13 protein-coding genes are annotated in these 15,362 nt (G+C 71.8%); 4 read left to right on the top strand and 9 right to left on the bottom strand.

The annotated features are described in order from the left end of the window. Window positions 1–101: 101 nt before the first annotated feature. Entirely contained in the window at window positions 102–419 is a 318-nt protein-coding gene (locus ACIA5G_RS00855; protein WP_395920156.1) for a nucleotide pyrophosphohydrolase, read from the top strand. Window position 420: 1 nt separating this feature from the next. Here ACIA5G_RS00855 and ACIA5G_RS00850 read toward each other — a convergent pair whose 3' ends face one another. From ACIA5G_RS00850 to ACIA5G_RS00840, 3 genes are read right to left on the bottom strand one after another with little or no spacing between them, the layout of a single operon-like run. After that, complete coding sequence (locus tag ACIA5G_RS00850) at window positions 421–693, bottom strand: hypothetical protein (RefSeq protein ID WP_395920155.1); 273 nt, start codon at window positions 691–693, stop codon at window positions 421–423. Between the two features lie 23 nt (window positions 694–716). Continuing rightward, window positions 717–1,268 (bottom strand): AAA family ATPase, encoded by a 552-nt coding sequence (locus tag ACIA5G_RS00845; RefSeq protein ID WP_395920154.1) that lies wholly within the window; start codon window positions 1,266–1,268, stop codon window positions 717–719. 25 nt (window positions 1,269–1,293) lie between these two features. Continuing rightward, window positions 1,294–2,679 carry an exonuclease domain-containing protein gene (locus ACIA5G_RS00840; RefSeq protein WP_395920153.1) on the bottom strand — a complete coding sequence of 462 codons (1,386 nt, stop codon included), beginning with the start codon at window positions 2,677–2,679 and terminating at the stop codon, window positions 1,294–1,296. Between the two features lie 192 nt (window positions 2,680–2,871). Between ACIA5G_RS00840 and ACIA5G_RS00835 the strand changes: the two genes are divergently transcribed. Further along, entirely contained in the window at window positions 2,872–3,648 is a 777-nt protein-coding gene (locus ACIA5G_RS00835; protein WP_395920152.1) for an excalibur calcium-binding domain-containing protein, read from the top strand. Window positions 3,649–3,662: 14 nt separating this feature from the next. Next, entirely contained in the window at window positions 3,663–5,948 is a 2,286-nt protein-coding gene (locus tag ACIA5G_RS00830) for a helicase-associated domain-containing protein (protein WP_395920151.1), read from the top strand. Here ACIA5G_RS00830 and ACIA5G_RS00825 read toward each other — a convergent pair. Then, window positions 5,918–6,562, bottom strand: coding sequence for a class F sortase (locus tag ACIA5G_RS00825; protein ID WP_395920150.1), 645 nt, complete (start codon window positions 6,560–6,562; stop codon window positions 5,918–5,920). The two genes, ACIA5G_RS00830 and ACIA5G_RS00825, sit on opposite strands and share 31 nt — an antisense overlap. Continuing rightward, entirely contained in the window at window positions 6,559–7,041 is a 483-nt protein-coding gene (locus ACIA5G_RS00820) for a calcium-binding protein (protein WP_395920149.1), read from the bottom strand. The genes ACIA5G_RS00825 and ACIA5G_RS00820 overlap by 4 nt, the downstream gene beginning before the upstream one ends. Window positions 7,042–7,300: 259 nt before the next feature. On the opposite strand from ACIA5G_RS00820, the gene ACIA5G_RS00815 reads away from it, so the two are divergent. After that, window positions 7,301–7,927: a response regulator transcription factor gene (locus ACIA5G_RS00815; RefSeq protein WP_364724447.1), complete on the top strand. Its 627-nt coding sequence runs from the start codon at window positions 7,301–7,303 to the stop codon at window positions 7,925–7,927. Window positions 7,928–8,139: 212 nt separating this feature from the next. Here the strand turns inward: ACIA5G_RS00815 and ACIA5G_RS00810 are convergent, their stop codons facing one another. The 4 genes from ACIA5G_RS00810 to ACIA5G_RS00795 form a co-directional block, all read right to left on the bottom strand. Next, entirely contained in the window at window positions 8,140–9,387 is a 1,248-nt protein-coding gene (locus ACIA5G_RS00810; protein WP_395920148.1) for a GAF domain-containing protein, read from the bottom strand. A 59-nt stretch (window positions 9,388–9,446) separates the two neighbouring features. Further along, entirely contained in the window at window positions 9,447–12,683 is a 3,237-nt protein-coding gene (gene cydD / locus ACIA5G_RS00805) for a thiol reductant ABC exporter subunit CydD (protein WP_395920147.1), read from the bottom strand. After that, window positions 12,680–13,687 (bottom strand): cytochrome d ubiquinol oxidase subunit II, encoded by a 1,008-nt coding sequence (gene cydB / locus ACIA5G_RS00800; RefSeq protein ID WP_395920146.1) that lies wholly within the window; start codon window positions 13,685–13,687, stop codon window positions 12,680–12,682. Before cydB ends, cydD begins: the two co-directional genes overlap by 4 nt. A gap of 126 nt (window positions 13,688–13,813) precedes the next feature. Beyond that, entirely contained in the window at window positions 13,814–15,286 is a 1,473-nt protein-coding gene (locus ACIA5G_RS00795) for a cytochrome ubiquinol oxidase subunit I (protein WP_395920145.1), read from the bottom strand. Window positions 15,287–15,362 lie beyond the last annotated feature (76 nt).

The raw sequence follows: 15,362 nt of genomic DNA, 5'->3' as shown, positions 1-15,362 counted from the left end.
ATCCCGACGAAGTTCAACCTATTGAGTGAGAGATTCACCGGTCAACGGCAGTCCGCCATACGGCCGTTAGCGGACCGTGACCACCGGGGACAATCGTCCCCGTGACCTTCGACGACGTGACCCAGCGCCTCCGCGGCTTCGCGGCGGCCCGCTCCTGGGAGCCGTACCACACCCCGAAGAACCTCGTGATGGCGTTGTCCGGCGAGGCCGGCGAGCTGACCGCGCTGTTCCAGTGGCTCACGCCGGAGGAGTCCGACGCGTGGCGCGAAGATCCCGCGCTGGAAGCGAAGGTGCTCGACGAGATCGCCGACGTCACGCTGTACCTGCTGCAGCTGGCGGACCGCCTCGGCGTCGACCTCGCGGCCGCGGCGCACGCGAAGATCGACCGCAACGAGGTCCGCTTCCCGCCACCGTCCTGAGTCAGAGCTGCGCCAGCAACGGCGGCGGCGTGCTCGCGACGGGCGCGTCCGGGTCGGCGAGCCACCCGCCGGCGCCGTCGGGCCGCAGCATCGACCAGATCCCGAACTCGTCGAGCGACAACTGCGCGATTTCCCGTTCCCCGGCGTCGTCCAGCCGTTCGACGAGGACAACGGCACGCTCCCGCACCCGGCACTCGACGCGGCCGCCTTCGGAACCGCGCTGGGCACACCACCGTTCGATCTGCCGCATCGCGAATTCGGGGATCGCCGCCATGCCGACCAGTGAACCCGACCTGCTCAGCTCGCGCGCAGCTGGGCGAGGACGGCTTCGTAGGTCGCTTCGGGCGCGAGCCCGTCGGTCGGCACGACGGCGCATCGCGGCCGCTGCGGGAGGTAGGCGGTGAGCTGGTCGTGGATCCGCTCGACCACGGCGGTGCCACCGCGTTCCTGCACGACGTCCTCGACACCCTTGGTCGCGGCGTCCCCGCTCGCGGCGCGGACGGCGAACCGCTCGAGCGCGACCGGTTTGTCCGCGGTCAGCAGGATTTCCCGGTACTCGGCCCCGCACTGCGCGGCGGCCGTTTCGAACGCTTCGATGTCGACGACGCGGGTGGCGAGCTGCGGCATGACCACGTCGTGCCCGGTCCGCAGGTGCGTCTCGGCCATCGCGAGCGTGAGCAGCTGCGCGGCCTTGAACGTCTCGAAGAAGGTGTCCTGCCAGCCGCCGATGAGGCAGACGACGCGGTCGGTGTCGAGGTTGAGCACCCCGGGATGCCGCTCGGCGTAGGACCGCGCGATCGTCGACTTCCCGATCCCGGACGGCCCGTTCAGGTGGATCAGTCGTGGCACCGGACCGACGGTACCGAAATCCGGCTCACCGCGGCGCGGGATCGGTGATCCACCAGCCGCCGAGCAGCGCGCCGACACCGAGCGCGGCGATGAAGATCCCGCCCGCCAGCGGTGTGCCGCCGAACATGCCGATGACGATGAGGAACATCAGCAGCAGCCCGACCCCCATCAGCACCCGTCCGCCGAGCACCCGCATCGAGCGGTCCGGCGTCGTGGCGACGGCCCGCAACGGCGGTGGCTCGAAGCCGAGCGCGACCGGCGCAGCGCGGACGTCGAGCACGGCGGCGCCCAGCTCGGCGGCCCGGGCCAGCCGGGGCTCGTCGGCCGGCACGCTCGGGTCGGCCACCAGGTGCGTGACGCTCGCGGTCAGCTTCTTCGCCAGCTGGACACCCTCGGCGAGCACTCGCGCCCGCAGCTGGTCCGCGGCGACAGAGGTGCCGAGCACCAGCACCCGCATCGGCTTCCCACCGGCGGTCGGCTGCGGATCGACACCGGTGACGCCGAGCGCGGTCGCGACGTGCCGCAGCCCGCGCGCTTCTTCGGCGGTCACCACGCCGTCCCGTTCCGCGATTTCCTGCAGGGCGTGGACGAACCGCTGGTGCGTTGTGCGCACGCGGTCCTCGGGCCAGCCGGCCTCGGCCGCCAGCGCGGCCAGCGCCGACACCTCGTCCGCGGAAAGGTGCTGGTCGGCGACCACCCCGGCGAGCAGGTCCAGGTACGCGTCGGTGTTCCGGCCGGCCACGACCCGCTCGACGGCCTCGGCCATCCACCCCGGTTCGGCGACCGGGACGTCGGGACGCGGCCGCAGCGGCCCGACGGCGAACTGCGGCAGCGCCGGGAGGACCGGCGGAGTCGCGAAGGTGAAGCCGTGTCGCCCGAAGAGGGTCGAGACCAGCTGCGCGACGGTCCGTGCGCCGGACAACGCCGATTGCCCCGGCCGCGCCGGGATCCCGAAGGCATGGGCCACGGTGGCGAGCCGGTAGTTGGGCAGCTGGACGGCGGTGCGCGCGGCGTCCGAGGTGCCCACGCCCGGCAGCACCGGCACCCGGGCGCCGATGCGCGAGACCTCGTGGTCGAGGAAAGCCGTGACAAAACGCAGGTCGTGCGCCACGACCACACTGCCGCGGCAGAAGTTCAGCAGCGAGCCCAAGGCCGCGCCGAACGACGGCGCGCCGTCGAGGTCGCCGCGCGTGAGGCCGTGCACCACCGCGGGCCCGGGTGAGACGCCGGGCCCGGGGTCGACAAGCGTCGAAAGCTCGCCGGCGATCGAGCCGTCGGGGCGGATCCGCACCGCGGCCAGCTCGACGACGTGGCCGGGCCGCAGCCCGGTCGTCCGGATGTCCAGTGCGGTGAAGTCGACGCCCCGCGCGGAGTGGCCGCCGGCGCCGAGCAGCGAAAGGGATTCGATCACGCCCGCTGGTCGTTCCCCGCGGGCTCGCTGTGACAGCTTTTCGGCGTGGAACCGTTGTTCGTGACGCGATCGTGACGGCAACAATCCACCGGATAACAACTGGTGGTCCATCACCGGCCGGGGCGTAACAACGGCGGGAGATTTCCCGAGTACACCGTCAGCACGTCGCGTCGAGGAACGAGGAATCCCGGGATGAAGCGTTTTCCGAACTGGCTGAAGATCGTCTTGGCCGCCTTCGCGGTCCTGTTCGTGCTCGGCGCGATCTTCGGGAAGGCCCCGGAGCCGAAGCCGGTGCCCGCCGCGGCTCCGGCCACTCCGACCAGCACGTCTGCGACCCCGACGCCCACGCCGGTCGCCGTCACCTACACGGTCGGGACCGTCACCGACGGCGCGACCGTCGTGGTGAACGGCAGTGACGGCACCAGCAAAACGGTGCACGTCCTCGGGGTCACGGCGCCGGTCGTCACCACCGGGTGTTATTGGACGGATTCGCTGACCTGGGCCACGACGACGCTTTCCGGCAAAGCCGTGACGCTCGGCGCGGAAACGGCGCAGGGTTTTGCCTTGACGCTCGCCGGCGGTCAGGACTACGCGGCGCTCGCGCTCCAAAAGGGTTATCTCAAGTACGCGGCAAGTGCCGCCCTGCCCGCGCTCGAAGCCGCCGAAAACACGGCGAAGCAAGCGGTCAGCGGGCTCTGGGGACCGCCGTGCAACGGGACCATCAACGCCCCGGCGGCGCCCACCCCGACCCCGACGCCGGCCCCGGCCGCGCCGGCCACGAAGGCGGCCCCGAAGCCGCCGCCGGTCGTGGAGACCACCGAGGCAGCGCCGGAGCCCGACACTTCCGCCGCGTACTACAAGAACTGCACCGCCGCGAAGGCCGCCGGCGCCGCGCCGCTGCACCGCGGCGAGCCCGGCTACCGGCCCGCGCTCGACCGCGACGGCGACGGCGTGGCCTGCGAGCGGTGATCTAACCTGAGCCGATGACCACCGCCGACGAACTGCTCGGCAGGCTCACGGGTCTCGGCCGGGACGAGCTGGCGAAGGTGCTGGCCAACCGGCCGGACGTGCTCCAGGAGCCGTGGCCGCGACGGCTCGACGTCGTCGCGGCGCGGCTGGCCGCTCCGGAATCCGTGGACGAAGCCCTGCTCGGGTTGCCGCTGCCGCAGGCGCAGGTCCTGCGCGCCCTCCAGCTCTGCTACGCGACCGGGCCGCGGCCGGCCCCCGTCGCCGGCATCGCCCGGCTGCTCGGTGCGGAACCCGGTGCGATCGAGTCCTTTGTGGACGCATTGGCCGACCGAGCGCTGGTGTGGCGCGAGGGCGACGGCGTCGTCCTGCTGGAACTGCTGCGGCGGAGCAGTTTCCAGGCCGAAGGCCTCGGCCCGCCGATCGCAGACCTGCTCGAGGAGATCGGCGGAACCCGGCACAAACAGCTGTCACGAGCCCTCGGCCTGCCGCTCGGCCGCCCCGAGATCGTGCGGTTCTTCCGTGACGGCGACCGCGTCCGCGAGCTGTTCTCCACCGCGCCCGAGCCGACGCGGAAACTGTTGCAGGACATGGCCGACGGTGTTCCCGAGGTCAACGGGATGGCGCCGTTCGACACCACCGGCAGCTGGGCGTTCGAGCACGGTTTCCTCTTCGGCACCTTCTACGGCAGCACGGCCATGCCGCTCGAGGTGGCGCTGGCGCTGCGCGGCCCGGACCACCGGCTGCCGTTCACGCCGGACGAACCCGAGTGTCCCGTCACGCACATCGGCGTCGAGACGGCCGAGGCCACGTCGTCGGCCGCCGCGCTGCGGCTGCTCGACCGGGTGTCCGCGATCCTGGAGCTGGCCGCCGCGGAGCCGTTGCCGCTGCTCAAGGACGGCACGATCGGCGCCCGGCTGATCAAGAAGATCGCCAAGGAGACCAAGGGCACGCCGGCCGAGATCGAAGTCGCGATCGACCTCGCGGCCCAGGCCGGGCTGCTGCTGGCCGACGAGCCGCCCGCGCCGCGCCGCGGCCAGAAGGCGCCGCCGCCCACGCTCGCGCCGAACCCCGACCTGGCCCGGCCCGCGCCGGCGCTGCTGTACCGCCTGCTGCTGACGACCTGGTGGGACCCGGCGCCGCCGGAGTTCGAGACCGACGTCGCCGCGCTGGTGCGCCGGCTGGTCGTGCGGCTGCTGGCGAGGCTGGAACCCGGCACCGCGATCGCCGACGTCGCCGCGCTCACCCCGCTCGCCGGGTGGCACGCGCCGATGCTGCCGGCCGAGGACTTCGCCGGGCACGTCGAAGACGCGCTGGCCGAAGGTGAGCTCCTCGGGCTCATCGCGCACGGCGCCGTCACGTTCGCCGGACGCGCGCTGCTCGAGCCGGACGGCCTCGTCGACGTCACCGACGAGCTGATCTCCCGCGCACGGACGACGGCGTTGTTCGGCACCGACCTGACCGCGATCGTCCCCGGCTCGCCCGACGCCGGGCTCGCCGCGCTGCTGGACCGCGTCGCCGACCGCGAGGCCCAGGGCACCGCGACCAGCTGGCGGTTCACCCCGGGGACCGTCCGGCGTGCGTTCGACCAGGGCGCAACGGCGGCCGAGCTGCTCGACGAGCTGGCGTCGATCGCCGCGGGCGAGCTGCCGCAACCGCTGGTGTACCTGGTCAACGACGTCGCGCGGCGGCACGGGGAGGCGCAGGTGATCGACGTCGCGAGCGTCGTTGTCGGCGAACCGGCCGTGCTCGCCGAACTCGCGGCGCACCGCAAGCTCGCGAAGCTCGGCCTGCGCGCGGTGGCGCCGACCGTGCTGACGTCCACTGTGGACGCGTCCGGCACGCTCGACGCGTTGCGCGAAGCGGGTTACGCGCCGACCCGGCACGCCGCCGACGGCAGCATCGTGCTGCCCGCCCGCGAAACGGCCGAGCCGAAGGCCACCGTGCGCGACGCCGGCCCCGGCGAGCTCCCGCCCGATCCCCTCGACCACGCCGACCGGCTGCTGGCGGCCCCGGCGACCGGCCCGAGCCTGCTGCGCGGGCAGCTCGCGCGGGCGATGAGCGACCGCTACGCGGGCCGGCTCACACCCAAGCAGCAGCAGCTCTGCTGGCAGCTCGAAGCCGGCATCCCGGCGGACGTCGTCTACCAGGCCGACAGCGGGCCCACCCGGCTGGTGATCGCGTACCCGGAGCTCGACGGCGACGTCCTGGACGTCTGGTCGCTCGGCGACCGTGCCTACCGCCGGCTCGAGCTGGCGCGGATCGACCTCACTCAGGCTTCGACGGCGGTGAGCCGCGCGTAGACCACGACGTTGTCGAGGTAGTTGCCGCTCGACCGGTCGAACTCGCCGCCGCAGGTGATAAGCCGCAGTTCGGGGTCCGCCGTGTCGCCGTAGACCTGATCCGTCGGGAACTGGGCCTTGGCGTAGCGGTCGACGCGGTAGACGGTGAAGATCGTCGTCCGGCCGTCCGCGCGGCCGACCCGCACCTGCTCGCCGTCCCGCAGCTCCTTGAGCCGGGAGAAGGTGCCGGGCACGTGCTTGTAGTCGACGTGCGCGGCCAGCACCGCCGGGCCGGCTTCGCCGGGCGACGGTGCGCCGGTGAACCAGCCGACCGTCTTGGCGTCACCCGGCACCTCGAGCTCACCCTGCGGGGTCAGGCCGAGGTCCTTGATGCCCTCGGCCTGCACGTCGATCGCCGGGATGGTCAGGGACGCCGGTTTTGCGGCCGGGAGCCCGGACGGCGTTGCGGCGATCGGCCCCGGCTGCGACGTCCCCTGCTGGCGCGCGGGCTCCGGCAGCTGCGACTGCGACTGCTGTTGCGGCGCCGAGAAGACGAAGATGAGGGCAACAACCACGACCGCGGCGAGCGCGGCGCCGACCGCCGTGACCGCGGGCCACAGACGCGGGTGCCTCAACTCGGCCGCCGGCGCAGGTAGAGCACCATCCCGCCGGACGCCGCCGCGGCGAGCAGGGTGCCGCTGAGCACGAGGAACGCGGGTGCGCCGCTGTCGGGCTCACCGCCGCCGGTGGCCACGCCGCCGACCGGCTTCACCTTCACCTGGCTGCCGGTGGCGGGCTTCTTGGTGGCGGTCGACTTCGGGACCGTGTGGGTGCGGGTCGCCGACGGATTTCCGGACGTCGGCGTGGTGGTGGTGTTCTGCTGCCCTCGCTTGGGAAGCGATTCGCAGGCGATGCCGTCCTTGGGCGCGCCGTCGAGCCCGTTGGGGTCGGACGGATCCTGGTTGTAAACGGCCTGCGCGTCTTCCTGGTACTTGAAGTCCTTGCAGTCCAGGTCACCGGCGAGGGGCGCCGCGGAAGCGAAGGGGACGGGGCCGAGGAGAGCGAGCCCGGCGACGGCCGTAGCCGTCGTCAGGACACGACGAAACAAGGACACCGGAAGTCCTTTCAAGGGAAAATCGGGGCGAACGCGGCCGGAAGTGCCGCGATTGTGTGGTTAGTATCGCGGCGGCGTCGGGGCTGTTACGGACTATTCCGGGATTTCGGAAATGGCGCTGTCCCACCGGATTTCCGGCGGCTCGTGATTCTTCACCATTTGCCGCTGACCTGCGGGATCAGCGGCCGGAAATACGTACCGGCCGGAATGTTACGGGTCCGCGGTCACACGTTGGGGTACTACCCCGTAACCTCGGGGTATGCCGATCCAGGTACTGCTTGTCGACGACCACGAGGTGGTCCGCCGCGGGCTCCGCGACCTCCTCGGCGACGAGCCCGACATCGAGGTCGTCGCCGAGGCGAGCAGCGTCGAAGAGGCGCTGGCGGTGGCGATGCACGTCGAGCCGGAGGTCGCGGTGGTCGACGTCCGCCTCGGCGACGGTGACGGCGTCACGCTCTGCCGAGAACTGCGGTCCAAGCCGAACCCGCCGGCCTGCCTGATGCTCACCGCGTTCGACGACGAGGAGGCGATGGTCGGCGCGATCATGGCCGGCGCCGCGGGCTACCTGCTGAAGCAGGTGCGGGGGCAGGACGTGGTGAACGCGGTCCGTGAGGTCGCGGCCGGCCGCTCGCTGCTGGACCCGGTGAGCACCGCGCGCGTGCTGGACAAGATGCGGCACCCGCCGACGGACGAGCTGGCCACACTGACCGAGCGCGAGCGCGACGTGCTGGAGCTGATCGGCCAGGGCCTGTCGAACCGCGAGATCGCCGAGCGGCTGTTCCTCGCCGAGAAGACGGTCAAGAACTACGTCACGTCGGTGCTGGCGAAGCTCGGCATGCAGCGCCGGACGCAGGCCGCCGCCTGGATCGTGCGCCGGGAGAAGTAACTCCGCGCGGCGGTCCTGTCCGCAAGCCGCCGTTCGCTGCGTCCTTTTCACGGCCATGTCACGGTGAGCCACGCCGACCCGGGGTTCGCGCGGCCGGGATTCACTCGAACGTGAGTCGAATATATGTTCGAGAATTCGATAAGATCCTTCCCGAGGACGTGGGAAGGAGGCTTGGATGACCCGAGAAGGGTGAGACCGAGTCGATTCGTAGTTCAGTCGAGCGGCAGGTCGAACGCGACGAGTGTGCCGAGGCTGGGCGAGGAGTTCAGGAAGAACTTCCCGCCCGCGGCGTCCGCGCGTTCGGCGAGATGACGCAGGCCACGGGTGGCAACCCCTTGCGGGACACCGGAACCGTTGTCCCGGACCCGGAGTTTCACACCGCCGGAGTCCCTGGTCAGGGTCACGCGGGTTTCGCTGGCGCCGGAGTGTCTGACCACATTGGACAGTGCTTCGCGCAGGGCGGCCCGGATGTGGTCGGCGCGTTCCGCGGGAACGTCGGCGAATTCGCCGGACAGCTCCAAGGTCGGTGGGTATCCGAGCAGCTCACCGGCGATGCGGACCTCGCCGCGCGCCGACTCGGCGAGGTCGGCGGGCGTGCCGGTGTCGTGGCGAGGCTCCGGTGACCGCAGCGCGCGCACGGTGCCCCGGATCTCCTCGATGGTCTGGTCGAGCTGGTCGATCGCGTCGGAGAGTCTCGCGCCGTCGGCCTGGGCGAACCTTTTGCGCATGTTGCGCCGAACCCGGTCCAGCTGCATGCCGGCGCCGTAGAGCCGCTGAACGATGACGTCGTGGAGCTCCCGGGCGATGCGCTCCCGCTCTTCGTACAGCGCGACGCGGTGGCGCGCGTTGGCGCCTTCGGCGAGAGCGAGCACCACTCCCGCCTGGGCGGCGAAGGCGACGAGCATCTCGACGGTCCCGGCGGAGAAGGGCTCACTGCCCCGCTTGCGGTAGACGGTCAGCGCCCCGAGCACCCGTCCCCCGGACCCGAACGGCGCGGCCGCGAACGGCCCGTAGCCGTGGAGCTCGGCGGGCACGAACGGCGCGGTCCGCGGGTCGACGGTGAAGTCCTCGCTGGCCACGGGCTCACCACCGCGAGCGACCCGGCCCGCGGCGGAGTCGGCGGGGAGCGCGAGGCCCCGGAGGGATTCCGCGGCGCCCTCCAGGACAGCTGCGGCGTCGGCCGTCTCACCGTCGCCCGGATCCGGACCACGCGAGGGTTCTCCCGCGCGGCCGGCACCGCTGCCGGTCGGGTCGGGGTGGGCGGTGGCGTAGTGCGCGGCCTCGACGACCACACGTCCGTCGTCGGCGCTGACCATGGCGAGCCCGAGGTCGGCGTCAGCGAGCTCGGCCGCCCTGGCGACAACGGTGTCCAGCACCTCGCCCGGGTCGTCGCCGGACAGGGCGGTGCTGGTGATCTCGGTGGCGGCGGACAGTGCCCGCGCGGCAAGCGTCGGATCCATGAGTTCCGTCATTATCGCGCGGCGAGGCAGCGGCGCGGCAAGCACACAGCGCGAATCGATCACAACACCGGCACCCGGGTCAGGACGCGACCGTCACGGACCTCGAGCACCACGTCGGCACCATCGGCCTCGTCGGCCCGGTGGGTCACGTGCACCACGGTCCGTCCGGCCAGCGCCGCACGCAGGTGTGCGCGCACAACCTGCGCGGTCGGCTCGTCGAGGTGCGCGGTGGGCTCGTCGAGCAGCACAAGCCCGGCCGACGGTGCCCCGAGCAACGCCCGCGCCAGCGCGACCCGCTGCGCCTGCCCGCCGGACAGGCCACTGCCCCCACTGCCGAGCAACGTCGCCGGATCGAGCTCGTCGAGAGCGGCCTGCCGCAACGCCTGCCGCAGTTCCTCTTCGGACGCGGTCGGCCGAGCAAGCCGAAGGTTCTCACCAACAGTGGTCCCGGCCAGCATCGGCTCCTGCGGCGCCCAGGCGACTCCATCCGGGACCACAACAGCCCCGCGCCGAGGAGCAAGGAACCCGAGAAGAGCGGCAACAAGCGTGGACTTGCCCGCCCCGCTTGGCCCGACAACGGCCGCGTAGGTGCCTGGCGCCAGGTCGACATCGACGTTGTGCAGCACGACTGGTCCGCCGGGCCAGCCGAGGTCCGCGCCTCTCAGCGAGACTCGCTGCCCTGATCCGGTCCCGTTCAGCCCGTCCTCGTTCACAAGCGCAGCCGGGGTGTCACCCAAGCGAAGGCGAGCGCGCTGCAGGGTGTCCCAGTGCTGTGCCACCGATGGGAGCAGCGCGAGGACCTCCGCCAGCGCGAGCGGCACCAACGCCAGCACCGGCGCCAAAACCGGGTCGAGCCGTCCGCCCGTAACCGCCTGCGCCGCGAGCGCCGTGCTGGTGACCGCCGCCGCTCCACAAACCAGCGTCACCAGCGCTTCCGCCGCGCCGGCGCCGAAAGCCTGGCGGCGCGCCTGCGTCACCAAACGGGTGTCGGCCTCGGTGAGCGCGCGGCGGTGCTCGCGAGCCGTGCCGAAGGCGAGCAGCTCGGCCGCCGCCTCGAACAGCACCAAGACTCGCGACGACACCTCGCGTCGGCCGACCGCCAGCACCGACGTCGCCCGGCGTTCGGCGTGCAACGCGACCCATGGCGCGCACAGTCCAACTGCCACTGCCACCGCGAGTGCCAACCCCGCCGCGGGCAGCACCCACGTCTGCACGGCGATCGCCCCGGCCGCGACCAGCGTGACCACCAGCGGCGGCGACACCACCCGGGGCAGGAGGTCGCGCACGGTGTCGACGTCGGCGACCAGCCGCCGCTGCCCCTCCCCCGCGCGCAGGCTCCGCGCGGGCCCGAGCCGGACCAGTGAATTCCACAGCCGCACCCGGAGACGGCCGGCGATGCGGAACGCGGCGTCGTGCGTGACCAGCCGTTCGACGTACCGGAGCCCGGCGCGGCCGAGCCCGAACGCGCGGACGCCGACCACCGCGACCGTCAGCGTCAGGATCGGCGGCTGCTGGGAAGCCTTGGCGATGAGCCACCCCGACGTCGCGGTCAGCGCCACCCCTGCCAGCAACGCCACCGCGCCCAGCGCCGCGCCGCCGAAGATCCGGCCGTCGAGGAGCGCGCGCCACCGCAGCGGCGCACTCGAATCGTCCTCTGTGGACACTTCGGGAACGATCACGTCGGACGACGACATGTCGACCGCGGCCGTGCGTTCGTGCGCCGCGATGATCGCCGCCGCGCCGTTGTCGACCGCGCGCTGCACCGCGTCGAGCACCAGGCGGGCGCTGGCCTCGTCGAGGTGCGCCGTCGGCTCGTCGAGCAGCAGCAGCCAGGCGCCGTCCCGCACCCGCTGCAACGCGCGAGCAACCGCGACGCGCTGACGTTGGCCCAGCGAAAGCTTCGTCACCGGACGGTCCGCGAGCCCGGCCAGGCCGAGTTCGGCGAGGTCAGCGTCCGAGCCGGCTTCTTCGCGGACCGTGCCGCCGGTGAAGACCGGCGACTGCGGCACCCACGCAACCTGTTCGCGCCAGCGCACGAGGTCGGCGTCGGCGAGGTCCGTCGGGCCGACCTTGATCGCGCCGTCGTGCGCCGGGACAAAACCGAGCAGGGCCGAGAGCGTTGTCGACTTGCCGCCGCCGCTCGGGGCGCGGAGCCAGACCGTCTCGCCGGGGCGGACCGCGAACGTCTCGCCGTCGGGCGCGAAGCCGCCGCGTCGCGCGACGCGCAGGCCCGAAACCCGCAGCTCACCGCGTTCCGGAACGGCGGTGCCGGCCGCCGGCGCCGGCACGGCCAGCAGGTCGGCGACGCGCCGGACCGCTTCGACGCCGTCCTCGCTGGCGTGGAACGCGGCGCCGACCGCGCGCAGCGGCTGATAGCACTCCGGCGCGAGGATCAGCACGCCCAGCCCGATGGCCAGCGGCAGGTCGCCGCCGACGAGCCGGACGCCGATCAGCACCGCGACGAGCGCAACCGACAGCGTCGCGATCAGTTCGAGCACAAACGCCGAGGAAAAAGCGACCTTCAACGTCTTGAGCGTGGCGCGGCGGTGGCGTTCGGACAATCCCCGGACGGTTTCGGCCTGCGCGGCCGCGCGACGGAACGCGGTCAGCACCGGGAGCACGCGCACGAGCTCCAGGAGCCGTTCGGACAGGCGGTGGGTCGCGTCGGTCGCGCCGGCGACGCGTCCGGCCGTGTACTTGCCGACGAGGATCGCGAACATCGGGAGCAGCGGCACCGTCAGCACGACGATCACACCGGACGGCCAGTCGGCGAACAGGATCGCCGCGCCGGCGCCGAGCGGCACGACGGCCGCCGTCACCAGTGCGGGCAGGTATTCGCGGAAGTACGCGTCGAGCGCGTCGAGGCCGCGGGTGGTGAGGGCGGTCAGCTCGCCGTGGCCGCGGCGGGCGATCCACTCGGGACCGAGGCGCAGCGTGTGGTCGACGGCTTTGGCGCGCAGCTCGCGTTGCGCCGTCGCGGCGGCGCGGGCCGAGACCGTACGCACCGCCCAGCCGGTGATCGCGCGCGTCACGACGAGCGCGAGCAGCGCGGCCAGCTGGGCGGTGCGTCCCCCGGATCCTGCTCCGACGATCGCCGCGAGGACGTCGGCGAGCAGGAATGCCTGGGCCACCAGCGCGGCGGCGTTGAGGAAGGCGAGGAAACCCACCAGGGCCAGCGCTCGGCGCACGGCCGGCACGAGGGCCGGCAACGCGCCGAGCGGGCCCTTTCCCGGCCGCGCCGAGTCCACTGTGGACTCCGAGGCGGGAAGGAGAGCGCGACCGGGAAGCTTGCTCATGGCGCGTGGACCGCCGGGATGTGCTGGGTGCCGATGCGCTTGCGGAACACCCAGTACGTCCAGCCCTGGTAGATCAGCACGGCTGGGGCGCCGAAGACGGCGACCCAGGTCATCACGGTCAGCGTGTACGGGCTCGACGCGGCACCTTCGATGGTCAGGGTGTTGGCAGCGTCGAGCGTCGAGGGCAGCACGTTCGGGAAGAGCGCCCCGAACATCGTGACGGCGACCCCGGCGATGACGACGGCGAGCGCGGCGAAGGCCTGGCCGTCGCGGTCGGCACGCAGCCGCAGCCAGGCGACCGCCGCGGCGAGAGCACTGATCCCGAACGAGAGCAGTGTCCACAGGGTGCCTTCGCGCCACTGGACGACCGACAGGAACGCGACGATCGGCACCATGGCGATCGGCAGCAGCCTGAGCGCCAGGGCGCGCGCCCGTTCCCGCAGTTCACCGCTGGTTTTGAGAGCGAGGAACGCCGCGCCGTGCGCGAGGGAGAAGGCCATGATGGCGACCGCTCCGAGCAGGGTGTCCCACCGGATCGCGGCGAACGCGGAGCCGACGCGGTTGCCTTCGGCGTCCAGCGGCAGGCCGAGGACGGTCGTCGCGAGGATGAGGCCGACGCCGAGCGGCGGGATCCACGAGCCGGCCACGATGACGCGGTCCCACGTGCGGCGCCAGCGCTCGGAGTCGACCTTGCCGCGGTATTCGAACGCGACGCCGCGGCCGATGAGGGCGAGCAGCACGAGCAAGAGCGGCAGGTAGGCGGCCGAGAAGAGGCCCGCGTACCAGGCGGGGAAGGCGGCGAACATGGCTCCACCGGCGACGATGAGCCAGACCTCGTTGCCGTCCCAGACGGGCCCGATGGTGTTGACCATGACGCGGCGCTCGGTGTTGTCGCGCGCGAGGACGGGCAGCAGCATGCCGACGCCGAAGTCGAAGCCTTCGAGGAAGAGGTAGCCCAGCCAGAAGAAGGCGATGACGACGAACCAGATCGTTTCGAGGGTCATCGGGCACCTCCGGCTGCTCGGTGGCTGCGAGTTATCCACAATGAGTCGAGTTGTCCACAGACCCGCTGTGGGTAACCCGTGAGAGTGACGAAGTCAGCACTCTGAGTGCAGTTCACTGCCCACCCCTCAGTACGCGAAGGCGAGAGCGTCGCCGTCGGTCTTGTCGGAGTCCTTCTTTTCCGGGGGCATCACTGCGTCGACGCCGCCGCGGATGTACTTGCGCATCAGGTACAGCTCCACCACTCCCAGGGCCGCGTACACCGTGGTCAGGGCGATCAGGGAGGTCCACACCTCGCCCGTGGTCAGGCGCGAGACCGCCTGAGCCGTGAACATCCACACCCCGTCGACGCCCGATGGGTTGGGCACCACCACGAAGGGCTGACGGCCCATCTCCGTGAAGATCCAGCCCGCGCTGTTGCCGAGGAACGGTGTGGCGATGCCGCCGAGGACCAGGAGGGGGAACCAGCGGCCGCGGGGGATGCGGTCGCGGCGGGTCAGCCAGAGGGCCAGGAGCCCGATGCCCGCCGAGACCGCGCCGAAGCCGATCATCATGCGGAAGCCCCAGTACGTCACCGGCAGGTTGGGGACGTAGTCGATCGGCTTGCCCGCCAGCGAACCGAGTTCAGGGTCGTTCGGGTAGTTCGTGCCGTACTTGGCCTGGTACTCGGTGATCAGGTCCTCGACGCCCTTGACCTCGGTCTTGAAGTCGTTGTGCGCCAGGAATGAGAGCAGCGCGGGCACGTTGAACGTCTTGACGTCTTCGCAGTTGGAGCCGGCGACGTCGCCGATCGCGATGATCGAGAAGCTGGCGGGCTTTTCCGTGTGGCACAGCGCTTCCGCCGACGCCATCTTCATCGGCTGCTGCTCGAACATCAGCTTGCCCTGGGTGTCGCCGGTGATCGCCAGGACGGCGAACGCGGCGATGCCGACCCAGCCGCCCAGGCGCAACGACGACCGCCACACCTCGGCGTGGTCGCCGCGCCGCCAGAGGTGCCAGCCGGCGACGCCGACCAGGAAGGCCGCCGCCACCGAGAACGCGCCGGCGAGGGTGTGCGGGATCGCGGCCAGCGCCGTGTTGTTCGTCAGCACCGCCCAGATCGAGTTCATCGTCGGCTTGCCGTTCTCGAACGTCACGCCGACCGGGTGCTGCATCCACGAGTTCGCCGCGAGGATGAAGTACGCCGAAGCCATCGTGGCCAGCGAAAACGCCCACGCGCACGCCAGGTGCACCTTCTTCGGCAGCCGGTCCCAGCCGAAGATCCACAGGCCGAGGAACGTCGACTCGACGAAGAAGGCGACCAGCCCTTCCATCGCGAGCGGCGCGCCGAAGACGTCGCCGACGAAGCGCGAGTACGCGCTCCAGTTCATCCCGAACTGGAACTCCTGCACGATCCCGGTCACCACGCCCATGGCGAAGTTGACCAGCAGCAGCTTGCCCCAGAACTTGGTCATCTTCAGGTGCCGCAGCTCGCCGGTGCGGACCCAGCGGGTCTGCATCGCCGCGACCAGGATCGACAGCCCGATGGTCAGCGGGACCATCAGGAAGTGGTAGACGGTGGTGATGCCGAACTGCCACCGCGCTAGCTCAAGGACCTCCACGTGGTCCAGCGTGCTCCGGGGCCGGGGGCACAGCCAGATCAAGTGGTCCCCTCTGGCCCAGGACCAACGTCCTGGG

The sequence above is a fragment of the Amycolatopsis sp. NPDC051758 genome (assembly GCF_044453095.1).
Lineage (GTDB): Bacteria > Actinomycetota > Actinomycetes > Mycobacteriales > Pseudonocardiaceae > Amycolatopsis.
The sequence above is the reverse complement of the archived record's forward strand: the minus strand, read 5'-3'. Positions and strand labels throughout refer to the sequence as shown.